A 25,455-nucleotide genomic window follows, 5' to 3' on the forward strand; every position below is an offset into this window, starting at 1 on the left:
TAAGGGTATTGGTCACTTGACGGCGCCCGCCGTCAGACCGGTGACGAGGTAGCGCTGAAGCAGCAGGAATCCCGCGACCACGGGCACGCTCACCACGAGCGAGGCCGCCATGATCTGGTTCCAGTACACGTCGTTGAGCGTGGAGTAGCCCTGGAGGCCCACGGCGAGGGTGCGGGTCTCGTCGTTGGTCATGACGGACGCGAACAGGACTTCGCCCCAGGCCGTCATGAAGGCGTAGACGGCGACCGCGACGATGCCGGGGACGGCGGCGGGAACCACGACGCGCAACAGCGCCCCGAGCGGCCCGCAGCCGTCCACCAGGGCCGCCTCGTCCAGGTCGCGCGGCACCGAGTCGAAGTAGCCGATCAGCATCCAGATGGAGAACGGCAGCGAGAAGGTGAGGTAGGTCAGGATCAGCCCGCCGCGCGAGCCGAACAGGGCCACTCCGGTGGCATTGCCGATGTTGACGTAGAGCAGGAAGAGGGGGAGGAGGAACAGGATCCCCGGGAACATCTGCGTGGACAGCACGGTGAGCGTGAAGACCCGCTTGCCGCGGAAGGAGTAGCGGCTGACCGCGTACGCCGCGAACACCGCGATCACCACCGAACACAGGGTGGCGGAGCCCGCCACGACCAGCGAGTTGACGAAGTACCGCGCCAGCGGGACGGTCGACCAGATGTCGATGTACGGCCGGATCGTCAGGCCGCTGGGCACCCAGCGGAACGCGCCGGAGACGTCCTGCAAGGGCTTGAGCGAGCTGGACACCATGACGTACACGGGCAGCAGCACGAAGCCGCAGAGCAGGGTGAGGAAGACGCGCCGGGTCCAGAGGAAGGAGCGCGGCGGTGCCATGGGCGAGCGGGCCGGGCGGACGGGCCGGGACGCCCGGGCGGTGCTAGACATCGGCCGTCCTCCTTCCTCGGGAGGTCAGCAGCAGATAGGCGCCCGTCACGACCAGCAGGAACAGCAGCAGCAGGACGGACATGGCGGAGCCGGTGCCGAAGTTCCAGGTGACGAACGACGACTGGTAGATGTGGATGGAGATGAGGTCGGCGGCCGCGGGCGCGGACTTGCCGAACAGGACGTAGGGGGTGTTGAAGTCGTTGAACGTCCACAGGAACAGCACCAGGACGAGCACTTGGTTGACCGGCCGCAGCGACGGGAGGGTGATGCGGCGGATCTGCTGCCACATCCCCGCACCGTCCAGCGCCGCGGCCTCGTACAGCTCCCTCGGGATGTTCTGGAGGCCGGCCATCACGATGAGGAACGCGAACGGCCAGCCCTTCCACACCGACACGGTCAGCAGGGCGTAGAAGCTGTTGTCGCCGATGAGCCAGAAGGACGGCTTGTCCGTCAGGTGCAACTGGTCGTGCAGGACGTGGTTCACCAGGCCGTTGTCGTGCTGGAACATGAACGCCCAGGTGATGACGGCCGCATAGACCGGCAGCGCGTACGGCACCAGGAACACGGTCCGCAGCAGACCGCGGCCGCGGAAGGAGTCCTGCATGGCGATCGCCGCCGCGGTGCCGATCAGCCAGCACAGGCTCACCGAGAGCAGGGTGAAGACGACCGTGACGAGGAAGGAGTGCAGCAGGGCTTCACCGACCGCGCCGTGGAAGTCCACCGCCAGGCGGTAGTTGTCCGTGCCGGACCAGGGGGCCGTGCCCCACTGGCGGATGTAGAACTGGGTGAGTTCCTTGAAGCTCATCGTGATCCCGATGACCATCGGCACCAGATGCACGAGGAGTTCGAGGAGCAGCGCGGGCAGCAGGAGCAGATACGGCAGTCCGATGCGCCTGATCCGCCCGGGGCGGCGCGGGCCGCGCGCCGCCCCGGGGGAGTGCTCGGGCACCGGCCGCGGGTGGGCGGGAGGGGCCGTGGTCGTCATGAGGGTGCCGGTCCTCACTTCGCGGGCATCTGCTGCTGGGCCTTTTGCAGCTTGGCCCGCACCGATTCGGTGGTCACCGCCCGGCCGGCCGCCGCGTCCGCGAACAGGTCCTTCACCGCCGTGCCCACCGCCGTCTCGAACTGCGACTCGTCGGCGACCTGCGGCAGCGCCTGCGCGCTGCCCGCCAGGGTCTGGCGGAGCACCGCCGTGCCCTGCGCGTTGAACGCCGGGTCCAACTGGGCCGCCTTGACGGGGGGAATGGATCCGTAGGTGGTGTTGAGCAGCTTCTGCTCCTCGTCGCTGGTCATGAACTTCACGAACTGCGCGGCGCCGTCGAGGTTGTGGGTGTTCTTGAAGACGGCCATGTTGATGCCGGCCACCATCGAGTTGGTCTGCGCCCCGCTGCCGGGCGCCCCGGACTGCACGGGTGCGGCGGTCACGCCCCACTCGGAGTCCTTCATCCCCATCGACTTGAAGGTGGCCGATGCGGTCTGCCACAGCACCATCCCCGTCCGGCCCTTGGCGAAGTCGCTCAGGGACTGGTTCTGGGCGTACTCGGCGTTGCTCTGGTTGACGATCTTGTCCTTGGCCATCAGGTCGACGTACTGCTTGACGGCCGCTACCGCCCCGTCGCTCGTGAAGCTGGGCTTGCCGTCGGTGGTGAAGAAGTCGGCGCCGTGCTGCTTGGCGAGGACGAAGACCTGGTGGATGTTGTTCGACAGGTTCGAGCCCTCGGCCCCCAGGCCGTTCTTGCCCGTGGCCTCGATCTTCTTGCCGTCGGCCACCAACTCGTCCCAGGTGACCGGCGGCTTGGAGATGCCGGCCTCGGCGAAGGCCTGCTTGTTGTAGTAGAGCGCGTACGCCATCGAGTACAGCGGGACCGCGGCCGGGTCCTTGCCGAGGGCGCCGGTCGAGCCGAGCGCCGATTCGACGAACCGGTCCTTGCCGCCGATCTTCGCGAAGTTCGCGGCGTCCCACGGCAGCAGCGCCCCGGTCGCCTGGAGGGAGGCGCTCCAGCTGTTGCCGATGTTCATCACGTCCGGGCCCTGGCCCGAGGTGGTCGCGGTCAGGATCCGGTTCAGCAGATCCGACCAGGGCACGACCTCCAGCTTCACCTTGATGCCCGTCTTCTTCTCGAACTTGTCGAGCTCGGGCCGGAGGATCTTCTCGTCCGCCGAGACGCTGGCGCCCTGGTTCGAGGCCCAGTAAGTGAGCGTCTTGGGCGCGTCGTTGGACCCGCCGCCGGTGGCCGAACCGCCTCCGCAGGCCGTGGCCGCGAGGGCGAGAGAGAGGGTGGCGGCGCCTATGGCCGCGGCTCGCATGGTGCGCATGGCCGTGGTGTCCCTTTCCGGGAGTGGAAAGCCGTGGGGCGCCTCAGGAGAAGCCTGTACGGCGTTCGACTCCTGAAGGTCCACATGGCTTAATTTAAGACGTGAGTTAAGCGGCGTCGGAAGTGAGGCGTCAAGAGGTAGAGCAGAGTGGCTCAGCCAACGAACTCGTCCAACCGGGCGGCTGGAGGCGGGTATGGGTGCCCCGATCGCTCGTGACCTGCGACGCGAGGGCCGCGCCGACGTAGTGCAACGGTTGGATTTCGATGGACGGGCCGGACGCGAGGACGACCCTGATGGGTCGTCAAGTGAACGCCGGCGAGCACCAGTCACCACGGTGGGCCGGTGCTCCGATGCGCGCTATGTGGTCTCGCGGACCACCAGTTCGGGGTCGAAGACCACGGACGTCGGATTGGTGCGTTCGCCGCGGATGTGCTGGTCGAGGAGGCGGGCCATCTCCGCCGCCATCCGCTCGACCGGCTGACGGACCGTGGTCAACGGAGGGCGGCAGGACCGGGCGACGCCGGAGTCGTCGAAGCCGATCACCGCGACATCGTCGGGCACCCGCATCCCCCGCTCCCGCAGCAGCTGGCAGACGCCCTGGGCCATGAGGTCGTTGGCCGCGAACACCCCGTCCACGTCCGGGTGTTCGGCGAGCAGCTGCGTCATCGCGAAGACACCGCTGTCCAGCGTGAACCCCCCCTCGGCGAGGGGCACATACGGGTGGCCGCCCCGCGCCATCGTGTCGCGGAACCCCGCCAGCCGCTCCTGGCTCGCGGACACGGCGAGCGGGCCGGTCACCGTCGCCGGCCGACGGCAGCCCCGCTCCAGAAGGGCCAGCGCGGCGAGCCGACCGCCGTCGCGGTGGTCCAGATCCACATAGCTCAACGGAACCGGCGGCGTCGGCCGCGCGAACAGTACGGTGGGCAGCTTCGCCGCGGCCAGCAGCGTGGGCAGGGGGTCGTCGGCGTGGGTCGAGACGACGAGCGCCCCATCGGCGCGGCCCTGGCGCAGATAGGTGAGTACCTCGTGCCGGTCGTCCGCGGACTCCGCGAACATCAGGACCGGGTGCATCGAACGCGGGCGCAGAAACCCCACGACCCCCGCGACCACCCGGCCGAAGAACGGGTCGGCGAACACCCGGGCGGCGAAGGCCTCCTGGGTCTCCTGCGGACCGCTCCCCGCTCCGGACACCACCAGGGCGATGGTCTCTGCGCGCCGGGTCACCAGGGAACGGGCCGCCCTGTTGGGGGCGTAGCCCGTCCGCTCGATCGCCCGCTGCACCTGTTCCTGGATCGCCGGATCCACGTTGCGGACACCGTTGACGACCCGGGACACGGTCGCCCGGGAGACGCCCGCCTCGCGGGCGACGTCCTCCAGGGTGGGGGCCTGCCTGCTCATGCCCCGCACCTTAACGGCACGTCGGGGGCACGGTATAGAGCGCTCTCCTTCCTCACGGCCCGGCGGCCCACCCGGCGATCCCGGACCCTCCCGCGCCCCTCAGTCGGCGGGCGTCAGCTCCACCTCCCGGGCCAGTGGTACGTCCCCCGCCGACGGGCCCGCCAGCACCCGGCACGTACCCGGCTCGGTACGCCATCGCCCCGTCCGCTCGTCCCAGTACCGCAGCGCCCGCGCCGGGACGTCGACCGACGCGGTCACCGTCTCACCGGGGCGTGCCCGCACGGCCGCGTATCCCGCGAACCACCGCTCGGGGTACTCCACGGTGGCGCCGGGGCGGGCCAGATACACCTGGACGACCTCACGGCCGGCCCGCGTCCCGGTGTTGCGCACCCGGACCCGCACCGTGAACGACTCACCCGCCCGCACCGAGGACGGACCGGTCACCTCCTCATAGGCCCACGTCGTGTACCCCAACCCGTGCCCGAACCAGTACGCCGGTGTCCGCCCCGCCCGCAGCCAGCCCCGGTGTCCGATGTGCGGGCCCTCGGTGTAGGCGAGCCGTCCCTCGCGGGGCCGGGTGTCCACGACGGGCGCGTCCTGAAGCACGGCGGGCCAGGTGGTGGGGAGCCGGCCGCCGGGTTCCGTACGGCCGAACAGGACGTCGGCCAGGGCCGAGCCGCCCTCCTGACCGGGAAACCAGGAAAGCAGCAGGGCGCCCACCTCCCGCCGCCAGGGCATCTCCACCGGGCCCCCGCTGTTGACGATCACCACCGTGCGCGGGTTGGCGGCGGCCACCGCGCGGACCAGGGCGTCCTGGTCGGACCCCAGCCGCAGATGCGTACGGTCGCGGCCTTCGCACTCGTCGTCCTCCGTGGTGCCGACGACGACGATCGCCGCGTCCGCCGCGTGCGCCGCCCGCGCGGCGGCGGCGAGCGCCGTCGCGGTGTCGGGGGCGGGCGGTGCGGCGCTCACGACCAGCGCACGACCGGTGTCCGGGGCGAGTTCGCGGCGCGCGACGAGCAGCGGAGAGGTCCCCGCGACCAGCTCGGCGCTGACCCTATGAATCGGGGGTGTGACATGGATGAGGGCCGGGTCGTCGGTGTCCTTGGGGAAGTCGCCGGCCAGGAGCTCGGCCCCGTCCAGGTGCAGGGTCATCCGTCCGAAGCCGGCGATGCCCAGCGTCCAGCGGCCCGATGCGCGCGGCCCCAGCCGCGCCCTGATCTCCACCGTGTGGGCGCCGGGCGGCAGCGGCGGCTCCAACTGCCGTGCGCAGAAGCGGTGTTCGCTGTGCAACACGGTTTCGTCGGCGTCCAGGACCCGGAGCAGAACGCCCGGCGCCCCCGAATCCGGAGCGGTGCACCAGGTCCCGTCCAGGACGGGCGGTGGCCCCGCGAGTGCGGGCCCCGGCGCGTGCACCACCGTCGCCCGACCGCGCAACCACGCCCGGACGCCGTCCAGGACGCCGACCTCCCCCTCGGGGAACACCCCCGCGCTGCCGCCGCCCTGGGTGCGGGTGTGTGCGGCGCGGGCGCCGATGACGGCCACCGTGGTGAGCCCCTCGGCGTCCAGCGGCAGTACGTTCCGGTTGGCCAGCAGGACCGTCCCGGCGGCCGCCGCCCTGCGGACCAGGGCCCGTACCGCGCCCGGCCGTGGGCGCGGGCGGCGCCCCGGGAGGGGCATCGGGCCCAGCGCGCCCAGCCAGTCCGCCCCTCGCAACAGATGGCGCACCTTGTCGTCCACGAGACGCCGGTCCACCTCCCCCCGTTCCAGCGCGCGCACCAGGGCCTCGCCCCACACCCCCTCGGGCCCCGGCATCACCAAGTCGAGACCGGCCCGGGCACACTCCCCGGTGGAGCGCGCCGCTCCCCAGTCGGAGACGACGACACCGGCGAAGCCCCACTCGGTCCGCAACGGGGACCTCAGCAGCGAACTCGCCGTCGTGGTCGTTCCGTTGACCGCGTTGTAGCCCGCCATGACGAACCGGACACCTGCCGCCACGGCCGCCTCGAACGGCGCGAGATACACCTCGCGCAAGGTCCGCTCGTCGACCCGGACATCCACGGACAGCCGGTCCGTCTCGGAGTCATTGGCCACGTAGTGCTTCGCCGTGGCGGCCACCTGGTGCGCCTGAATGCCCCGCACCAGGGCGGCCCCCATCCGCCCGGTCAGTTCGGGGTCCTCCGAGAAGCACTCGAAGTGCCGCCCACCGAGCGGGCTCCGGTGCAGATTGAGGTTGGGCGCGAGGACCACGTGGACGCCCTTGCGCCGCGCCTCCAGGGCGAGGAGCGAGCCGAGCCGCTCGACGAGCGGCTCGTCCCAGGTGGCGGCGAGCGCGGTGGCCGAGGGCAGCAACACGGCCGTATGCCGTTCGTCCCACGACGGGCCGCGCACACCGGCCGGCCCGTCCGACATCACCCACGGGCGCAGCTCGACGGCCGGCTCCGCCGCCGTGCGCCAGGTGTCGGCGCCGGTGAGCAGCGCCACCTTCGCCTCCGGTGTGAGCTTGTCGATCAGCCGGTCGAGCTCGTCCTCGTCCCTCATCCCGCCCCCTCCTCGTCGATCCCCACGCCCTGAAGGTGATGGATCGTCAGTTGTAGACGCCGAACTCGTACAGCGAATAGCCGTAACCGGTCCCGCGTGCCGTGCCGTTGACCCGGACGTAGCGGCCGGTGCCGTGGACGTCGAAGTCGTCCACGCCTCCATTGCCGTCGGTCACGGTGCGCAGGGTCTGCCAGTTCTGGCCGTCGTCCGAGGTCTGAATGGTGTAGGCCTTGGCGTAGGACGCCTCCCACAGCAGCTGCACATGGGAGAAGGTCGTGCGGGTGCCGAGGTCGACGCGCAGCCACTGCGGGTCGCTCCAGTCGCTGGCCCAGCGGGTGGTGGCGTTGCCGTCCACCGCGTTCGCCGCCGTGCACGGGCAGTCGCCGTAACTCGCCTGGAACGACGACGCGGTGGCGGGCTTGCCCCGGGCCACGTTGGTGCCGCTCACCACCGGCGGCACCACCTTGATGGAACGGGTCTCCACCCCGACGTTGCCGTGCCCGTCGGTCGCCTTGACGTAGACCTTCCAGACGCCGGGCCGGTCCGGCGCCGTGAACCTCAGCCGCCCTCCGCCCAGGTTGGTGAACGGCAGGGACACCAACTGCTTGCTACCGTCGAGGTAGTTGCTGTTGTCCAGGACCTCGTAGCCGATCGGATCGCCGTTGGGGTCGGTGGCCCGGACGTCCAGGGTGACATCACGGCCCGCCTGCACACCGGCGGTACCGCCCTCGACGTCCAGGGCGGAGATGACGGGCGGGGTGTTGTCGTGCGAGGTGTCCGCGCCGTAGGCCCGCTTCACCGCGTAGTACGAAAGACGCTTCTGTCCGGCGGGCAGCAGGTTGAACCAGATGCCGCCGAAGTCGTACTCCGTCCCGTAGTGGAACATCGTCGCCCCGAGCGCCACACCCCTGTGCCCGGTGACACATCCCCACGCTCGGGTGTAGCCGTCGGCCTTGGCCTGGTCGGTGGGTTCCTGGGGCACGCCGTTGGCGTCGTCGGGCACCTCCCACTCGCCGGCCGGTCCGGTCTCGGTGATGATGTACGGCTTGGTGTAACCCCCTTGCTCCCAGGCCGACTTGACGTCACACACCGCGTTGTAGGAGTTGACCGCGTACAGGTCGAGGTCGGGGGCGTTCTTCTTGAAGTACGGCCATGCGCCGACCCAGGCGTCCGTGGAGGTCACCGGGTGGTTCGGGTCGATGCCGTGGATCTTCTTGGTGATGTCGTTGACGAGCGTGGTGTAGGCGGTGCGCTGGCGCTCCAGCTCATCGCCGCTGTAACAGTTCTGGAGACCGAGCACGGACTCGTTGCCGACGTCCCACATGAGGACCCCCGGATTGTCCTTGTAGGTCCCCACCCACTTGGGGAACTCGTCGAGCACCTGGTTCTTGTACGTGGTGTCGGTGATGTAGTTGACGCAGCCGCCCGCACCGGGCCCGCCGCCGGGCTGGAGCCAGAAACCGGCGATGACCTTGATGCCGTGGGCCGCCGCCGAGTCGAACAGCGGCTTGCTGGAGGCGTCGGTGCCCCAGGTGCGGATGGTGTTGACGCCCATGGACTGGAGGTCGGGCATGTACTTGTCGGCGTCGGAGACGGAAGGTCCCCAGGTCAGGCCCTTGATCTGATACGGCCGTCCGTCGACGGCGAGCTGCCAGTTGCCCTGGGTGCCCGTCACCTTGACGACGCTCCCGGCGGCGTGGGCGGTGGTGGCGGGCAGCGCGGCCAGCGCCCCGGCGGCAAGGACCCCCGCGGTCAGGGGGGCCAGCAGACGGCGTGGTCGGGTATGGGGTGGTCGGCTCATGGCGGGGTCCTCTTCACAGGGGGTGGGGGAGGGGGTGCCGGCCCGGCCGCGGCGGGACGATGGGGCGGCCGGGCCGACGGGCGGGGAGACCAACGGCTTCAGGGGAGGCGGTAGTTGGCGTCCAGCGCCGCACCCGCCTCGGGGTGCGTCTGGTCGTGGCCGCGCGCGTCGCACTGGAGGCCGCCGACGACGCAGTCGTTGACCAGTGCCTTGAGCGTGGCGTCGTCCCAGGCGTTGAAGAAGTCGTAGTGGAAGGAGTAGCCCGGCCCGCTCGCCAGCCTCGCCTGGGAGAGGTCGCCGTTGACCGGGAACGCCATCTTGAACTCGATCATCGGCAGTGCGACCGGGTGGTCGGCCGGGCACATGTTGTCGTTGGTGCCGGGCTTGACCACGGGATAGGACATGTGACTCTTGTGGTCGGGCGTGTCCAGGTACTTCCCGTCCCAGCAACTGGGCGCCTGGAAACGGATGTTGAGCTGGACATCGGCCCGGCTCGGGCAGCTGGCGGGGAAGTTGACGTTGAAGTAGCTGTCGCCGCACTCCCAGCCCTCGACGAAGCCGCGGTGGTTGCGGAACTCGTCGGCCGTCTGCATCGGACTTCCGACCACGAAGCGCAGGCCCTTGGGGAAGGGGCGGACGCTGGTGTAGTCGGTGACGCCGGCCTTGTAGTAGATCGTCTGGGGGCCGACCGGCAGGATCTTCTGAGCGCCGTTGAACAGGCTGGGCATCCAGTAGCCCGACTTGTCCCCGGGGGCCTTGCAGGTCGTGGAGCCCGCGTCAAGGGAGGCCGTGGTGCTGTTCGCGTTGGTCGAGGTGTTGCCCATGAACGTGTGGTCGTGGGACTTGCCCGGCTGCTGCGGATAGACGATCGGGTCGTCCGGCGCGGTGTGGGTCACCGAACAGTTGGCCTGGAACTCGTGGAAGTAGCGGTGCGGCGGATCCTGTGTCGACGGGGAGACGTTCGTGACCTGCGGGTTCGCCACGATGTATCCGTCGCCATCGGGATCCTCGGGCGAGCTCGCGGTGGACGCGGGCATGGCCGCCATGGCGTGGTCCGCGTGGGCGGGGGCGAGCGGTGCGCCGGACGAGGGGCCGGCCGAGCGGGCGTCGAACCCGGTGGCGACGCCGCCCAGACCGAGCGTGGTCAGCAGGACCGCGCTCGCGATCAACGTGCCGGAGAGGAGCTTCGATCTCCGTGGCATGGAGACCTCCTGAGGGGTGGGGGACGGGGAGGCAGAGAGGGCCACCGGTTGCGCGAGTTCACCGACCGGTAGCCGGGAGAGCGCTCTCCCGCAGTGGAGTCTCGGGGCGCCGAAGCGGAGGTGTCAAGAGATGTGACGGCAGAAGGGGGTCGCCTTCCGGGCCTTTCGGAGCGCGGAATGGGCGCGCGCGGCAAGCGAATTGGGGCACGGTTGGCGACCGCATTGGCGCTCGCACCAGGCCAGTTGAACGAGGGTCGACGGCTAACCGCCGTATGAGACACGGCAGTTGTGGGGCAGGCCCTGAACTGGATGTGCACTGCGTGATGATGACGACCTGTGAACGCAAAGACCGGGGATTTCTGCCGCACCCCTTGACGTTGTCTTCGGCTGGATGAAGCATTCCCCGGCGAGAGAGCGCTCCCCCGCCCCCCTACGTTCACCTCTTGAACCAGGAGAGTCGCCCGATGCCCCCAGTTCCGCCGCCCGATTCCCCCGCCCCCCGCCCCTCCGCGATCGCGCGCCGCACCATGCTCGGCGCCGTCGCCGCGGCCGCCGCCTCGGCGCCGCTGATGACGGGCCTGGCCGCCCCGGCTTCGGCCGCCCCCGCTTCGGCGTCCCCCGCGTCCGTGCGGCCGCGCGCTCTGTCCGGCGGGGGAGACCTCGGCCCCAACGTGCTGGTCTTCGACCCGGGCACACCCAACATCCAGGCCACCCTCGACGACATCTTCCACCGTCAGGAGGCGGCACAGTTCGGCACCGGCCGCTACGCCCTGCTGTTCAAACCCGGCACCTACAGCGGACTCAACGCACAGATCGGCTTCTACACCTCGATCGCGGGTCTCGGCCTGTCACCGGACGACACCACCATCAACGGCGATGTCACGGTCGACGCGGGGTGGGCCAACGGCAACGCCACCCAGAACTTCTGGCGCTCCGCCGAGAACCTGGCCCTCGTCCCGGTCAACGGCACCAACCGCTGGGCCGTCGCCCAGGCCGCGCCGTTCCGCCGGATGCATGTGCGCGGCGGCCTCAACCTGGCGCCGTCCGGCTACGGCTGGGCCAGCGGCGGCTACATCGCCGACTGCCGCATCGACGGCCAGGTCGGACCGTACTCGCAACAGCAGTGGTACACCCGGGACAGCGCGATCGGCGGCTGGGTCAACGCCGTGTGGAACATGGTGTTCTCCGGTGTCCAGGGTGCCCCCGCGCAGAGCTTCCCCAATCCTCCGTACACCACGCTGGACACGACGCCCATCTCCCGCGAGAAGCCCTTCCTGTACCTCAACGGGAGCGAGTTCCGTGTCTTCCTGCCGGAGAAGCGCACCAATGCCCGCGGTGTCACCTGGGGGAACGGCACTCCCCGGGGCACCTCGCTGTCCCTGTCGCAGTTCTATGTCGCCAAGCCGGGCGTGAGCGCGGCCACCCTCAACCAAGCGCTCGCGCAGGGCCTCCACCTCCTGCTGACCCCGGGCATCTACCACGTCGACCAGCCCCTCCAGGTCAACCGGGACAACACCGTCGTCCTCGGGCTCGGGTACGCGACGATCGTGCCGGACAACGGAGTCACCGCGCTGCGCGTCGCCGACGTGGACGGCGTACGGCTCGCCGGATTCCTCATCGACGCGGGGCCGGTCAACTCCCGGACCCTGCTTGAGGTCGGCCCCAGCGGCGCCTCGCGCGACCACTCGGCCAACCCCACCACCGTGCAGGACGTCTTCGTACGCGTCGGCGGCGCGGGGGCCGGCAAGGCCACCACCAGCATGGTCATCAACAGCCGCAACACCGTCGTCGACCACACCTGGGTCTGGCGCGCCGACCACGGCACGGGTGTCGGCTGGGACACCAACCGCGCCGACTACGGCGTCGTCGTCAACGGCGACGACGTGCTGTGCACCGGCCTGTTCGTGGAGCACTTCAACAAGTACGACGTGCAGTGGCTGGGCCAGCGGGGCCGCACCATCTTCTTCCAGAACGAGAAGGCCTACGACGCCCCGAACCAGGCCGCGGTCCAGGACGGCAACGTCAAGGGTTACGCGGCCTACAAGGTGGCCGGCAACGTCACCTCGCACGAGGCCTGGGGGCTCGGCAGCTACTGCAACTACACCGCCGACCCCGGCATCGTGCAGCACCACGGATTCGCCGCCCCCAACACGGCGGGGGTGAAGTTCCACGACCTCCTCGTGGTCTCGCTCGGCGGCAACGGACAGTACGAGCACGTCATCAACGAAGTCGGGGCACCGACATCGGGCACCTCCACGACACCGTCCACGGTGGTCGCGTACCCGTGAACCCGGGCCGGCCCCTTCCCCGCGAGGGAGAGGGCCGGCGAGGCACGCGGACCGCTCGGCCGCGACGAGCTCCGCACCCCCCTTGACGCCCCGGCCGACGCCGGGGCGTTTCGTCATGGCGGCCCGCCGCTCACGCGCGGGCGCCGTCTCCTTCGGGTGAGCCGTGTCTCACCTGGCCGGTGCCGCTTGTCTATGCAACGAATTGCATAGAAGGATTCGGGTATGGCGCTTGAGCACGCGATTCTCGTCTCCCTCCTGGAGAAGCCGGGCTCCGGTTATGAGCTGGCCCGACGCTTCGACCGGTCCATCGGCTACTTCTGGGCGGCCACGCACCAGCAGATCTACCGGATCCTCAAACGGATGGAGAACGACGGCTGGGTCGAGCCGCGGGAGGTGGCGCAGCAGAGCCGGCCGGACAAGAAGGAGTACTCGGTCGCCGCTCCCGGCCGGGCCGCGCTCGCGCAGTGGCTGCACGAGCCGATCGAACCGGAGAGCGTGCGCCACGAGCTCGCCGTCAAGATCCGCGGCGCGGCCTTCGACGACCCCGCAGCCCTCCTGCACGAGGTGGAACGACACCGCAGGGCCCACGCCGACCGTCTCGCCCACTACCGGGCGGGAGAGCTGCGCGACTTCACCGGCCCCGACGCCCCCGCGCCCGACGTCGGCCGCGAGCTTCAGCACGTCGTGCTGCGCGGCGGCATCGCGTACGAACAGATGACGCTCGCCTGGCTCGACGACGTGATCGCCACGCTCCACCGGCTCGGCGCCGAAAAACGCTAGGCCCGAGACCGGGGCGCCGTATCCGCGACCCCGGGCTTCCGCTTTCACCCCCTCATCAACTCCCTTGTCCGGAAAGGCGAATAGCCATGGCCGACGCGCTGCTGTTCAACCCGAGCACCTACGACCCGACGCACTTCGACCCCGAGACCCGCAGGCTGCTGCGCGCGACCGTCGACTGGTTCGAGCAGCGCGGCAAGCGCAAGCTGATCGAGGACTACCGTTCCCGCGCCTGGCTCGCCGACTTCCTCGCGTTCTCCGCCAAGGAAGGCCTGTTCGCGACCTTCCTGACGCCGGCCGCCGCGGCGGCGCCGGGCGAGGAGGACAAACGCTGGGACACCGCCCGGATCGCCGCCCTGAACGAGATCTTCGGGTTCTACGGCCTCGACTACTGGTACGCGTGGCAGGTGACCATCCTGGGTCTCGGCCCGGTCTGGCAGAGCGACAACGCCACCGCGCGCGCCCGCGCCGCCGAACTCCTCGCCCAGGGCGAGGTGTTCGCGTTCGGCCTGTCCGAGAAGACCCACGGCGCGGACATCTACTCCACCGACATGCTCCTGGAGCCCGACGGCAACGGCGGGTTCCGGGCCACCGGCAGCAAGTACTACATCGGCAACGGCAACGCCGCCGGGCTGGTCTCCGTGTTCGGCCGCCGCACCGACATCGAAGGCCCCGACGGCTATGTGTTCTTCGCCGCCGACAGCCGTCACGAGGCGTACCACCTGGTGAAGAACGTCGTCGACTCCTCGAAGTACGTCAGCGAGTTCCGGCTGGCGGACTACCCCGTCGCCGCCGAGGACGTCCTGCACACCGGTCGTGCCGCCTTCGACGCCGCCCTCAACACGGTCAACGTCGGCAAGTTCAACCTGTGCACCGCCTCGATCGGCATCTGCGAACACGCCATGTACGAGGCCGTCACCCATGCCCAGAACCGCATCCTCTACGGCCGCCCCGTCACCGCCTTCCCGCACGTGCGGCGCGAGTTGACCGACGCGTACGTACGCCTCGTCGGCATGAAGCTGTTCAGCGACCGCGCCGTGGACTACTTCCGCTCGGCCGGCCCCGACGACCGCCGGTACCTGCTCTTCAACCCGATGACGAAGATGAAGGTGACCACGGAGGGCGAGAAGGTCATCGACCTGATGTGGGACGTGATCGCGGCCAAGGGCTTCGAGAAGGACACCTACTTCGCCCAGGCCGCCGTCGAGATCCGCGGCCTGCCCAAGCTGGAGGGCACGGTCCACGTCAACCTCGCGCTGATCCTCAAGTTCCTGCGCAACCACCTGCTGAACCCGGCCGAATACGCGCCCGTGCCGACCCGTCTCGACGCGGCCGACGACGCCTTCCTCTTCCAGCAGGGCCCGGCGCGCGGCCTGGGCTCCGTCCGCTTCCACGACTGGCGCACCGCGTACGACGCGTACGCCGAGGTCCCCAACGTCGCCCGCTTCCGCGAACAGGCCGACGCGCTCTGCGAGTTCGTCACCACGGCCGCCCCCGACGAGGAGCAGAGCCGCGACCTCGACCTGCTGCTCGCCGTCGGCCAGCTGTTCGCGCTGGTCGTGCACGGCCAGCTGATCCTGGAGCAGGCCCGTCTGACGGGGCTGGAGCAGGATGTGCTCGACGAACTCTTCGCCGTCCTCGTACGCGACTTCTCCGCGCACGCCGTCGAACTCCACGGCAAGGACTCCGCCACCGCCGAGCAGCAGGACTGGGCGCTCGGCGCGGTCCGCCGCCCAGTCGTCGACGACGCCCGCTCGGCGCGGGTCTGGGCACGTGTCGAGGCGCTGGCGGGCGCCTACGAGATGGCTCCCTGACAGTCGAGATGGCCTGTCCGGGGCCCGATCGGTTCCGACCGCTCGCGCGGTGCGGCGCCGTTCGGGCCCCGGGGTCGTGCTCGGTGCTCGGGAGCCCGGCGTATCCCGTTGCGGCGGAGGTAGAGGGTGGGGCGGGTCCTCGAGCGGGACACGCTCACGGCGTACGGAGTTGGCCCCGGACCCGAATCGGGCTCGGCCAAGACGGATACCGCATGGCAGGGTGTTCGTATGAGCTCCGAGCCCCCGCACTCCCCGCCGCTCCGTCACCACGACTACGGCATGTGGCTCGTGCGGTTCACCGACCATGTGCTCATGGTCTGCCCGAAGTGCGGTGGCCGCGCGCTCGTCGTCCTTCACCCCGGCCTCGGCACGCCGCGGTACTCCAGCTCCCTGCTGTGCCGGCCCCGCCGTCTGAGCTGTGCCCAGTGCGGCGCGACCGCCGACTGGACGGCCGAGGAACGGGGCAGGGCCTTGGTCGGTGTGGTGCCGGGAGGTACTGAGGATCCCTTCTTCCGGCGGCCGTTGTGGCTCCAGACCCGTTGCGCGGGACAGATCCTGTGGGCCTACAACGAGGAACACATCGACGCCCTCGCCGCGTTCGTGGGTGCCCGGCTGCGGGTGCGTCACGCCTCCCCGACGCTGGGCATGTTCGCCCGGCTCCCGGCGTGTTTGAAGTCGGCGGCCCACCGCGAGGAGGTGCTGGCGGGCCTGGGCACCCTGCGGTCCCTCGCCTCACGCTCGGGCCCCGCCGACCGTTCGGACGCGGCGTACGAACGCGGCGACCGCCCGCGTCACCACGGCAGCCTGATCTTCCGAGGCGGCCCGTACTAGGAAAACCACCCGCGCCGAGACTTCCGCTCCCAATGCGCCCCGCACGGACGAGCGATGTGATCACTCAATCGTGAGTTCCACCGGCCCCTGCGACGACACCCCGCGATGCTGAACCGGACGGCGTGCGACGGGCGCCGCCCGATGCGGTGGGTGGAGAAGCGGATGGCGCGGGAAGCGGGACGACGTGGGGGCCTGGACGAGCAGGCGGTGTTATTGGCGGCGGGGCTCGCCGATCTGGCGGTGAGCACCCTGGGGTCGGCGCTCGGGACGGTGCGGGGGCTCCTGCGCCGCTCGGACGCGGCCGACCTCGCGGCGGAGGCCGAGAGCGAGCTACTGGCGCGTGGGCGCCTGGTGCTGGACCGGTACGCCTCGGCCCCGCCGGCCCACCTGGAAGTCCTCGCCCGACACGCCCTGGCCCGGCGGGCGGCCGGCGATGCCTGACCGGTGGGAGCCGGCCGCGTTCAAGGCCCGCGTCGACGAGGTCGTGCACCACTTCGTGGCGCAGGAGGCCGAGCAGTTGGCGGCGATCGACCCCCTCCTCGGTCCGGTCGCCGACCAGGTCGAGGCGGCCGTCGCCGACGGCAAACGGCTGCGCGCGGCGTTCTGCTACTGGGGCTGGCGCGCCGGAGGACAGCCGGACAGCGACGCGCTGCTGCGCGCGGCGGCCTCGATGGAGCTCGTGCACGCGGCGGCCGTCGTCCACGACGACCTCATCGACGACAGCCCGCTGAGGCACGGCCGACCCACGGCCCACATCGCGCTGCGCGGCGTCGTACGGCGTCGTCCGCACGCTGCCGCCGACGCGAGATCACTGGCGATGCTCGTCGGAGATCTGCTCATGTCGCTGGCCGGGCAACTCTTCGCCACCAGCGGCCTGCCCGCCGCATATCTGGCGCGGGCCCGACCGCTGTGGTCGCTCCTGGCCAGGGAGCTGATCGCGGGGGAGTGCCTGGAGATCCTGCGCACCGGAGCCCGGCCGGACACCACGGCGTCGCTCAAGGTGATCCGGTACAAGACCGCCAAGTACACCGTCGAACAACCCCTGTTGATCGGGGGCGCCCTGGCCGGCGCCGGCGAGCGGCTGCGCGCGGGATACTCCGCGTACGGGCTGCCGCTCGGCGAGGCGTTCCAGCTCCGGGACGACCTCCTCGGCCTGTTCGGTGAACCGGAACGCACCGGCAAGGCCAACGCCGACGACGTACGCGGCCACCGGCCCACAGCGCTCCTCGCGGAGACCTGGCGCCTGGCAGGCGACGAGGAGCGTGAGCGCCTTGACGCGCTCCTCGGCAAGCACGATCCGGACCCGGACGCCCTGGACGAGGTCCGCTCGCTGATGTGCCGCCTGAAGGCTCCCGACCGTGTCGAAACCATGATCACCGAACGGGTCGAGGAGGCCCTGGGCGCCCTGCGCGAGCTGAACGCCCCCGCGCCGGCCAGCGCCGCGCTGACCGCGCTGGCCCGTTCGGCCGCGGTCCGCCTGTCCTGACCCCGTACCGCGTACCGCGTACCCCGTACCCCGTACCGCGAGGCCGGGCACGGCGGTGGCCGACACCCGCGCCCTGTGGCCGACCCGCACTGACAAGGAGCCCCGTCGTGACCTACACCGAGGCATCAATGGACGCCCTGCGGCAGGCCGGTGACGAACTCGCCGACGCCACCGTCGCCACGCTCTTCGAACGCGGAGAGGTCGGCAAGTTCAACACCCTGATGCGGTACGTATCCACTGTGGGCGCCCCCCTGCCCGAGGGGCTGCCCGAGGTGGCCCAGGAGTACCTCCGGGCCACCAGCGTGCCGCCCGCGTGGGTGGACTGGGAGGAGATGGAGAAGGCCCGGCTGTTCTTCATCGACAACAACGTACACATCTCCACCGCCCTGTCCTTCGCCTCCATGCCCGCCTGCTACGTCGTCCCGCACGTGGCGAAGCTGCTGTCGGCCACCCATGGGCTGAAGTACCCGTCCAAGCGGATGGCGGAGACCGGCCAGTTCACCGTCTACCTCATGCAGCCCGACGCCTTCGAGGCCGGCAGTCGTTTCATCCCGGCCGCCCAGAAGGTCCGCCTGCTGCACGCCTCCATCCGCCACCACCTCAAACGGGAGGGCCTCTGGGACGCGGAGACGCTCGGCACGCCGATCTGCCAGGAGGACATGATCGGCGGTCAGATGTTCTTCTCCCTGCTCGTCCTGGACAGCCTGCACCGCCTCGGCATCCACATGTCGACGGAGGGCGCGGAGGCGTACTACTACGCCTGGCGCGTGGTCGGAGCCATGCTCGGCATCGACCAGGACGCCGTGCCCAAGTCCCTTGAGGACGCACGCCAGTTCCTCGACCTGTACATGGTCCGGTTCATGGGACCGTCCGACGAAGGCACCCAGCTGACCCGTCAACTCATCGACCTCTACGAGGAGATCGTGCCGGGCACCCTCTTCGACCCCATCGTCTCCGCGCTCATCCGCCACCTCGTCGGCGACACCTGCGCCGACTGGCTTCAAGTGCCGCGCACCCGGTGGGACACCGTCGTCAAGGCCGTGCCCCATCTCCTCGGCGTCCTGGAGACCATCGAGGACCGCTCCCCCCTCGGCGCCTGGGCACTGGACCGTCTCGGCCATCTCACCTCGGTCCTGGAACTGTCCTCCCTCACGCGCGGCCGCGTCATGCACTACGCCATTCCCGAGCAGCTCAAGAAGGAGTACGGCATCACGGACGCCGTGTCCCGCACCCACCGATGGACCCCGCCCGCCGCCACGGTGTGAGCCGGTGCCCCCGGCAGCTCCGCTGGGGGCGTATGACGCGGGGCCGCCGCTACCGCAGTTCGCACCAGGCGACCGCGTCCTGCGCCAGGCTGCCCAGAATCAGCCGCCCGTCCCGCTCGGCCACGCCCGTGGCCATCCGGTACCGGCGGCCGGTGTCCTTGAGATGGCGCAGGATTCGGCCCTGGGCGTCGACCTCCATCGCACGGGCGGCTCGGGCCGGCGGGGTCGGCAGGCGCCGGGTCGCGGCGGCGGCCGCCCGGCGCACCGACGGCGCGGTTCGGTGCAGCCAGTCCAGCGGGGGTGTGCGCGGCGCCGCGAGCGCGACCCAGAATCCGCCGCCCGCGCTGCGGGACATGTTGTCGGGATGGCCAGGCAGATCGTCGGCGAACGTGTCGCGGCGCCCCGCTTCCGGACCGGTCAGCCACCACCGGGTGAGCCTGCGCGCGCCGGTCTCGGCCACCACGACGAACGACTCATCGGGCGCGAGTGCCACACCGTTCGCGAACTGGAGCCCCTCCAGCAGGACTTCGGGCTCACCCGCCGCTGCCAGTCGCACGAGGAGCCCGGTGCCCCGGTGCTCCACGATGTCGCTGGGCCAGTCGCCGAGTCCGTACCGCAGACTGGACACCGTGAAATAGAGGGTGCCGTCCGAGGCCGCCACCACGTTGCTACAGAACCGCAGCGGCCGCCCGCCGATCGAATCGGCCAGCACTTCCACGCGGGACGCGTCCTCGGGATCGAGCCGCAGCAGCCCACGTTCCGCGTCGCACACCAACAGCCGCCCATCGGGCAGGACGTCGAGCCCGAGCGGCCGCCCTCCGGTGCGTCCCACCTCGCGTATGTCGGCCCGATCGCCGGGGCGCTCAGGGAGTGCGATCCGTACCAGACGGCCGTCGCCGAGCCCGGTCAGCACACGTCCGGCCGCGTCGAAGACGACATCCTCGGGGCCGGCGGCGTCGAGGCCGACGAGCCGCAGGGGCGGTAACGGATCCGGTCGAGAGCCTCGTCCGGCGTTCACGCGCCGCGCCGACGACGGCGAGCGCCGAGGCAGCGCTTCATCTCCTCGGCGTAGGGGAGGGCCACGCCGACGCCGATCGTCGCGGCGAGCACCGCCAGATAGCCGGCGGGCAGCGGCCGCTCCTTGGGCAGCAGCTTCCAGTCCTCGGCCCCGGGCCCGCCCCGCAGGGCCGCCCGCACCGCTTCGGGGTGCAGACACGCGGTGAAGGCCATCGCGGTGAGCGGCAGCACCTCCAGGAAGCTGTGGATGTGCTGCTCGATCGGCCGGACCTCACGTTTGCCCGTCGCGTAGCTCACGTCGTACAGCGCCGTGGCGCCGTGGGCGACCGCCGCACCGCCCATGATCGACAGGACCAGCGGGTTGATCTTCGCCAGAAGCCCCACGGCCACGGGAATGCCGGCCTCGGTCATCATCAGCGCGTGCACCGCCGACTCCCGGGCGCCCGACGTGTCCTCGATGCGGGTGCGCCGGTGCATCCACCAGTCGGCCACACCCGGAACGACCCACAGCGGCAGCAGGCCGTACAGCAGGAACCGCCTGTCGGCGTCCTCGACGCCGGAGGCCGCCGAGGAGATCGGCAGGTCGCGCCCCTTGCGCCAGCGGATCCAGGCACGGGCCGGCAGGACTGCGGCGGCGGAAGCGGAGGGAGTCGGCATGGGGGCCCTTCTCGTCGCGGACGTCTTGCGGATCTTCGTACCGTGCTTCTTCGTACGGTGCTTCTTCGCACGAGCCTCTCGCAAGGGTGACCGGTCCCGCGCGTCGGAAACCCCCGTTGGGACCGTCGGCGAACGGTCTCGGCCGATCCGCTGCGGCCCTTTCGCCCGCGCCGCGGCCCCTCCGAACCGTGTGCCCAGAGGGGCGGAAGTGCCTCCAGGGATCGCGGCGACAAATTTTTTGGAGAACCCGTGAATGGATCGCATAGTTAGGGGCAAGCGCAGGAGGACTGTTATCTGTACGGGGGGCGAGGAGGGGAGTGGCTGTGACTGCCGTAGCAACCGGGACGAGGATCACCGAGCCGGAGACCGGGCACGAGGTGCGGGTTCTTCCGTCGATCGAGGCGCCGACCCGGGTGGCTCCCCGTGATGCGCGGGCGTTGTCGCGCCAGTTCTTCGAGCGTCTGGCCGTGTTGGAGGAAGGCACGGCCGAGTACCAGTACGCGCGGAACACGCTGATTGAGATGAACATGTCCCTGGTGCGGTTCGCCGCGCGTCGCTTCCGTAATTTCGCGGACGAGATGGAGGACGTGGTCCAGGTCGGCATGATCGGTCTGATCAAGGCGATCGACCGGTTCGAGCTGTCGCGGGAGACGGAGTTCGCGACGTTCGCCGTGCCGTACATCGTGGGTGAGATGAAGCGGTTCTTCCGGGACACCACGTGGGCGGTGCATGTGCCGCGCCGGCTTCAGGAACGCCGTAGTGAGCTGGCCCGGGCCCGTGAGGAGCTCGAAAGCCGGCTGGACCGCTCGCCCACGGTGAAGGAACTCGCGGCGCTGATGGACCTGAGCGAGGACGAGGTCGTCGAGGCGCAGGTCGCCGCCAACGGCTACAACTCCGCCTCCCTGGACGCCGCGCTCTCCAGCGACGCCGAGAACGGCGAGGCGGCCCTGGCCGACTTCATCGGTGCCGAGGACCCGGCCATGAACCTCGTCGAGGACTTCCAGGCGCTGGCCCCTCTGGTCGCCCAACTCACCGACCGCGAGCGCCTGTTGCTCCAGCTCCGCTTCGGTGAGGAACTCACCCAGAGCCAGATCGGCGAGCACCTCGGCGTCTCCCAGATGCAGGTCTCCCGACTCCTCACCCGCACCGTCGCCAAGCTGCGCGAGGGCATGCTGGAGCCCAGCATCAACGTCACCGCCTGACCGAGCGGTCAGCCACAAGGCCCGCAAGACTCTTTGCTCAACGTTTTCGCTCAACGCTCTTTGTTGAAGTTCATTCCCCATGGGTGGGATGCGGGGTCGGCCGGTTGGTTTCGGTCGGCCCCGCATTGTTTTGTGGACTGTGTGCGTGTTGCCAATTCCATTCGTCGCATGTGACCGAGCGTTCCGAAAGGACGCGACGAAGATCGCGTAAAGACGCCAGGAATGAGGAGACCGGGTCCGAGCCCGCAATGGAGGTGCGCTGGTTCCTGCGCTCGCAGGCGCGAACCCGGCCATGACGGGCTCCTACCCGGTTTTCCGCCCGGCATGGGGGCGGTTGTCAGCCGTCGTATCGGCCGTCTCCGAGTGGACGTGTGTGCAGCGGGGTGGTGCGGGTGCCATGCAGCAGGGGCCGGACCCATCGGGCCCGGCCCCTGCTGTGGATGTCCGTCCGCCAGTGCTGCCTCTACCAGCGATACCAGCGGGCGCTTCCGCCGCGCGGACGCGCGACGAACCCGATGAGCCACACGACCAGGACCACAATGGCGATCCACCACAGGGCCTTGAGGGCGAAGCCCGCACCGAAAAGGATCAGGGCGAGCAGAAGAACGAGAAGCAGGGGAACCATAGTTATCAACCTCCAGTCCGCCGTGTGCCCCGAAAGGCATCTCCCACGCACCCCGAGCGCACGGATTCCCCTTCTCCTGTAGCGGCCCTCCCGGGGATGTATCGGCCCCCGTGTCGGGTCGGGGAAGCGGGGCCGAACTCGTGGCGTGAATCCATAGGGTCAAGGAGTACCGTGGACGTAGTTCCCGCCCGCACGGTTTAGATCTGCCGAATCCGGCGAGACGTACGCTGTCGCGGTTTTACATCGACAATCGACATGTGGGAGTGATTTCTGTGTCCGGTGACGAAAAGGGCAAGTCGAAGGTCGAGCAGGCCAAGGGCAAGGTCAAGGAGACGGCCGGCCGGGCGGTGGGCAACGAGCGCCTGGAGGCCGAGGGTCGCGCCGAGCAGGCCAAGGGCGACGCCCGTCAGGCCAAGGAGAAGGTCAAGGACGTCTTCAAGCACTGACCAGCGCGGTCAGAACGTGGGGCGGGGCCGACCGGAAGTTTCCGGTCGGCCCCGCCCCACGTTCGTATCGTCCAGCTCGCGTTCGTGGCGCCCACCCCCCGTCGGCCGAGGGGGCCGTAAATGCCTAGGGCGCCCAGTTCGCACCTGGCAGACTCGTGGAATGTCTCAAGCGCCGCTTCCTGACCCAGCGCGACCTCTGAAGCGCCAGGCGGCATCTGCGGCCCCACGCGAGCGGGAGAAGGACGAGCAGGGTGCATATCGCGGTGGACGACCTCTCGGGACCCGAGGTCGCCAGGTTTCTCGATGAACACGTTCGACAGATGCAGTCCATCACGCCTCCGGAGAGCAAACACGCCCTCGATCTTGGTGCCCTGCGCGAGCCTGGAATCACGTTCTGGTCGGCGCGGGACGGTGACACGGTGCTCGCCTGCGGCGCGATCAAGAGGATCGACGCGGTGCACGCCGAGCTGAAGTCGATGCGTACCGCCCCGGCGCTCACCAGGAGCGGAATCGCCTCCCGGCTGCTGGGGCACATCATCACGGAAGCCAGGCGCATGGGTTTCACGAGACTGAGCCTGGAGACCGGCACGGCCGACTTCTTCCTGCCGGCGAGGAAGCTGTACGAGAAGTTCGGGTTCACGCCGTGCGAGCCGTTCGCCGGCTATCGGCAGGACCGGAACAGTACGTTCATGACAAAGGACCTCCAGGAGCCGAGCCCCTGGCCGAGGACCTGGTGGACGCCTCCGGCCTAGGAACCGTCGCCCCAGGAACCGTATGGCGGCCTCTGCCGGAGACCCGCGCGTCGAAGAGCCCTGAGAGGGCCCCGATCCCGCCGATCGTGGCAGTACGCCCTCGGCATTCACGAGGCCCCTCCGCACGGTCCCGGACGGCACCCAGGGACACGGGCAAGATCGGCTCGGGGACTTCGCTGGAGCGGCCTCCTCGAAGTCAGACGTGTTCAGCCGCCTGCATGAGCCGCTGAAAGGCCGACATGCAGGGCAGGCAGTGGTGGTCGGTTTGCGTGTTCTCGTCGGGGTCGAGGGGCTGGCCGCACAGGGTGGCGCGGTGGTCATGGGCGACGACGTGCCACACCCGGCGGGTGCCGGTGGCGGCCGTGCCGACGTGCATTTCGTACATGGCGGTCCTCCTACAGGGGAGAGCACTCAACACCATCACCGCTGCGGGGCGGGTGCCTGCCCGGGCGGTCTGTTCGGGTGAATTCGTCCGCCCCGTGGACCGGATCTTCGCGTCGTATCTCGCCGAACTCCACACCATGTGGTATTCAGCCCGTCGATCAGGCGCAGTGGTTCCCGACGCCGACCGCATGTCCCGCGCGGGTGCTCCGACGGCCGCCAACTGACGCTCGGAATAAGGTACTTGGTGGCATCGTCGTTGTATCCGCCCGTCTCCTCAAGGGACTTGGCGGACGGTGGCGAGGCCGGTCCGGTACGCCCTCTGGAAGGAGCCCGTCATGGACGACTGGTACGTGGACGACCGCTGCACCAACTGCGATGTCGCCCGACAGTTCGCGCCCGAGCTGATAGACGAGGCCGACGGGAAGTCGCGGATACTGCGCTCCCCCGACGGCGAGGCGGAGACGCGTCGGTTCCACGCCGCGGTCTTCGCCTGTCCCACCCGCTCGATCCGCCCGACCACCGGGCGCCCGAACCAAGCCCTCGACCCGTTTCCGATGGCGCTGGACGACGGCGTACTGATCTGCGGCCACAACTCGCGGCACACCGCCGGCGCCAACTCCTACCTCTTACCGCGGCCCTCCGGCGCGGTGATGATGATCGACACACCCCGCTGGAGTCCTCAACTCGCCGACCGCTACGCCGCGTTGGGCCCGGTGACCGACGTCCTGCTCACCCACCGGGACCACGCGGCCCACGGCCGCAGCTACGCGGACCACTTCGGGGCCCGCCTCTGGATCCACGAGGGGGACATCGAGGCGGCCCCCGACGCCGACCAGGTGATCCGGGGCCTCGATCCCGTGGAGATCGGCGAGGGGGTCACGGCCCATCCCCTGCCCGGGCACACCCGGGGGAGCGTGCTCTACCTCGCGGACGACCGGTACTGCTTCAGCGGCGACAGCTTCTACTGGTCACGCGCGACGCGGGACCTGGAGGTGGCCGACAGCGTGACCTGGTACTCCATCGAGGAACTGGCCCAATCGCTGGCCAGGACGGCCGACCGGCTGCGCTTCGAATGGGTCCTGCCCGGCCACGGGGACCGCCGCCACCGGCCCGCCGACGAGATGTCCCGCAGGCTGCGAGCCCTGACGGAGCGGACCCGGCTGCTCAGGCCCCGCCCGGTCGACTTCACCGCCGTACGGTGGTGAGGGGGAGGGGCTACTCGCCGTCGAGTTGGTGGTCGGCCCAGACGTAGCTCTCGGGGAGCAACTCGCCGATGGACACGGTGCCGAGCCGGTCGCCCGAGCCGACGATGACGTGCGTGGCCGGGTAGTAGTCGAGGAGGACCTGGCGGCAGCGGCCGCAGGGCGGTACGACCCCGCGGTCGCGGTCGCCCACCGCGACGATGGTCTCCAGCTCGTACGCCCCTTGGGCGGCGGCCGTGCCGATCAGGACCAGCTCGGCGCAGGGGCCGCCGGTGAAGTGGTAGGCATTCACCGCGGTGATGATCCGGCCGTCCCGCGCACGTCCCGCGGCCGCCATGGTGTGGTTGTCGCCGCGACAACGGGTGGCCGCGACCTGCGCGGCGGCCCGGACGAGCTCGTGGTCTACGGGGCGGGGCAGCGTGTTCATCTTCTCTTCCTTCGTGCGATGTCCCCCTGACGATCACCCGAGCGACGAAGGCACGCAAGCGAATAGCGTCGGGCATGGTTCCGGTTCCGCGGGCTCGTTGAGCCGACGCACTGAGTGTCCA

General features: G+C 70.1%; 23 protein-coding genes. 11 read left to right on the plus strand and 12 right to left on the minus strand.

Going from position 1 to position 25,455, the window contains the following annotated elements:
* Positions 1-12 precede the first annotated feature (12 nt).
* From DWB77_RS34670 to DWB77_RS34700, 7 genes are all read right to left on the minus strand, one after another.
* Positions 13-903, minus strand: a complete 891-nt coding sequence (locus DWB77_RS34670; protein ID WP_120726397.1) for a carbohydrate ABC transporter permease — start codon at positions 901-903, stop codon at positions 13-15.
* The gene (locus DWB77_RS34675; RefSeq protein WP_120726399.1) at positions 896-1,888 is read right to left on the minus strand and encodes a carbohydrate ABC transporter permease; all 993 of its coding nucleotides are present in this window, start codon (positions 1,886-1,888) and stop codon (positions 896-898) included. Before DWB77_RS34675 ends, DWB77_RS34670 begins: the two co-directional genes overlap by 8 nt.
* 14 nt (positions 1,889-1,902) lie before the next feature.
* Positions 1,903-3,219, minus strand: coding sequence for an ABC transporter substrate-binding protein (locus tag DWB77_RS34680; RefSeq protein ID WP_120726401.1), 1,317 nt, complete (start codon positions 3,217-3,219; stop codon positions 1,903-1,905).
* Positions 3,220-3,576: 357 nt separating this feature from the next.
* Positions 3,577-4,617 carry a LacI family DNA-binding transcriptional regulator gene (locus DWB77_RS34685; RefSeq protein ID WP_120726403.1) on the minus strand — a complete coding sequence of 347 codons (1,041 nt, stop codon included), beginning with the start codon at positions 4,615-4,617 and terminating at the stop codon, positions 3,577-3,579.
* A gap of 99 nt (positions 4,618-4,716) precedes the next feature.
* Positions 4,717-7,158 carry a glycoside hydrolase family 3 C-terminal domain-containing protein gene (locus DWB77_RS34690; RefSeq protein ID WP_120726405.1) on the minus strand — a complete coding sequence of 814 codons (2,442 nt, stop codon included), beginning with the start codon at positions 7,156-7,158 and terminating at the stop codon, positions 4,717-4,719.
* A gap of 46 nt (positions 7,159-7,204) precedes the next feature.
* Positions 7,205-8,959 carry a discoidin domain-containing protein gene (locus DWB77_RS34695; protein WP_120726407.1) on the minus strand — a complete coding sequence of 585 codons (1,755 nt, stop codon included), beginning with the start codon at positions 8,957-8,959 and terminating at the stop codon, positions 7,205-7,207.
* Positions 8,960-9,057: 98 nt separating this feature from the next.
* Positions 9,058-10,161, minus strand: a complete 1,104-nt coding sequence (locus DWB77_RS34700) for a DUF1996 domain-containing protein (RefSeq protein WP_120726409.1) — start codon at positions 10,159-10,161, stop codon at positions 9,058-9,060.
* A 464-nt stretch (positions 10,162-10,625) separates the two neighbouring features.
* Here DWB77_RS34700 and DWB77_RS34705 point away from each other — a divergent pair, with 464 nt between their 5' ends.
* From DWB77_RS34705 to DWB77_RS34735, 7 genes are all read left to right on the plus strand, one after another.
* On the plus strand, positions 10,626-12,449 hold the full coding sequence (locus DWB77_RS34705; RefSeq protein WP_120726411.1) for a coagulation factor 5/8 type domain-containing protein: 1,824 nt from the start codon (positions 10,626-10,628) through the stop codon (positions 12,447-12,449).
* Positions 12,450-12,671: 222 nt separating this feature from the next.
* Positions 12,672-13,229, plus strand: a complete 558-nt coding sequence (locus tag DWB77_RS34710; RefSeq protein ID WP_120726413.1) for a PadR family transcriptional regulator — start codon at positions 12,672-12,674, stop codon at positions 13,227-13,229.
* A gap of 86 nt (positions 13,230-13,315) precedes the next feature.
* A complete protein-coding gene (locus DWB77_RS34715; protein WP_120726415.1) occupies positions 13,316-15,040 on the plus strand; it encodes an acyl-CoA dehydrogenase family protein in 1,725 nt (574 codons plus the stop codon).
* A 228-nt stretch (positions 15,041-15,268) separates the two neighbouring features.
* Positions 15,269-15,871, plus strand: coding sequence for a hypothetical protein (locus DWB77_RS34720; RefSeq protein ID WP_120726417.1), 603 nt, complete (start codon positions 15,269-15,271; stop codon positions 15,869-15,871).
* Positions 15,872-16,033: 162 nt separating this feature from the next.
* On the plus strand, positions 16,034-16,312 hold the full coding sequence (locus tag DWB77_RS34725; RefSeq protein WP_120728586.1) for a polyprenyl synthetase: 279 nt from the start codon (positions 16,034-16,036) through the stop codon (positions 16,310-16,312).
* Complete coding sequence (locus tag DWB77_RS34730; protein WP_120726419.1) at positions 16,305-17,357, plus strand: polyprenyl synthetase family protein; 1,053 nt, start codon at positions 16,305-16,307, stop codon at positions 17,355-17,357. The genes DWB77_RS34725 and DWB77_RS34730 overlap by 8 nt, the downstream gene beginning before the upstream one ends.
* Positions 17,358-17,464: 107 nt before the next feature.
* A complete protein-coding gene (locus tag DWB77_RS34735) occupies positions 17,465-18,622 on the plus strand; it encodes an oxygenase MpaB family protein (protein ID WP_120726421.1) in 1,158 nt (385 codons plus the stop codon).
* 49 nt (positions 18,623-18,671) lie between these two features.
* On the opposite strand, the gene DWB77_RS34740 is transcribed toward DWB77_RS34735, so the two are convergent.
* Complete coding sequence (locus DWB77_RS34740; protein ID WP_428985173.1) at positions 18,672-19,640, minus strand: SMP-30/gluconolactonase/LRE family protein; 969 nt, start codon at positions 19,638-19,640, stop codon at positions 18,672-18,674.
* Complete coding sequence (locus DWB77_RS34745) at positions 19,637-20,296, minus strand: diguanylate cyclase (RefSeq protein ID WP_246033738.1); 660 nt, start codon at positions 20,294-20,296, stop codon at positions 19,637-19,639. Before DWB77_RS34745 ends, DWB77_RS34740 begins: the two co-directional genes overlap by 4 nt.
* Positions 20,297-20,646: 350 nt before the next feature.
* On the opposite strand from DWB77_RS34745, the gene DWB77_RS34750 reads away from it, so the two are divergent.
* A complete protein-coding gene (locus DWB77_RS34750) occupies positions 20,647-21,498 on the plus strand; it encodes a SigB/SigF/SigG family RNA polymerase sigma factor (protein WP_428985205.1) in 852 nt (283 codons plus the stop codon).
* A 463-nt stretch (positions 21,499-21,961) separates the two neighbouring features.
* On the opposite strand, the gene DWB77_RS34755 is transcribed toward DWB77_RS34750, so the two are convergent.
* The gene (locus DWB77_RS34755; protein WP_120726425.1) at positions 21,962-22,123 is read right to left on the minus strand and encodes a hydrophobic protein; all 162 of its coding nucleotides are present in this window, start codon (positions 22,121-22,123) and stop codon (positions 21,962-21,964) included.
* Between the two features lie 272 nt (positions 22,124-22,395).
* Here DWB77_RS34755 and DWB77_RS34760 point away from each other — a divergent pair, with 272 nt between their 5' ends.
* A complete protein-coding gene (locus DWB77_RS34760) occupies positions 22,396-22,569 on the plus strand; it encodes a CsbD family protein (RefSeq protein ID WP_120726427.1) in 174 nt (57 codons plus the stop codon).
* A 251-nt stretch (positions 22,570-22,820) separates the two neighbouring features.
* A complete protein-coding gene (locus tag DWB77_RS34765; protein ID WP_120726429.1) occupies positions 22,821-23,321 on the plus strand; it encodes a GNAT family N-acetyltransferase in 501 nt (166 codons plus the stop codon).
* A 196-nt stretch (positions 23,322-23,517) separates the two neighbouring features.
* Here the strand turns inward: DWB77_RS34765 and DWB77_RS34770 are convergent, their stop codons facing one another.
* On the minus strand, positions 23,518-23,706 hold the full coding sequence (locus tag DWB77_RS34770; RefSeq protein WP_120726431.1) for a hypothetical protein: 189 nt from the start codon (positions 23,704-23,706) through the stop codon (positions 23,518-23,520).
* A gap of 334 nt (positions 23,707-24,040) precedes the next feature.
* Here DWB77_RS34770 and DWB77_RS34775 point away from each other — a divergent pair, with 334 nt between their 5' ends.
* The gene (locus DWB77_RS34775) at positions 24,041-24,910 is read left to right on the plus strand and encodes an MBL fold metallo-hydrolase (RefSeq protein WP_120726433.1); all 870 of its coding nucleotides are present in this window, start codon (positions 24,041-24,043) and stop codon (positions 24,908-24,910) included.
* Positions 24,911-24,920: 10 nt separating this feature from the next.
* On the opposite strand, the gene DWB77_RS34780 is transcribed toward DWB77_RS34775, so the two are convergent.
* Complete coding sequence (locus DWB77_RS34780) at positions 24,921-25,334, minus strand: cytidine deaminase (protein ID WP_120726435.1); 414 nt, start codon at positions 25,332-25,334, stop codon at positions 24,921-24,923.
* Between the last annotated feature and the right edge of the window lie 121 nt (positions 25,335-25,455).

Source organism: Streptomyces hundungensis (assembly GCF_003627815.1).
GTDB lineage: Bacteria > Actinomycetota > Actinomycetes > Streptomycetales > Streptomycetaceae > Streptomyces > Streptomyces hundungensis_A.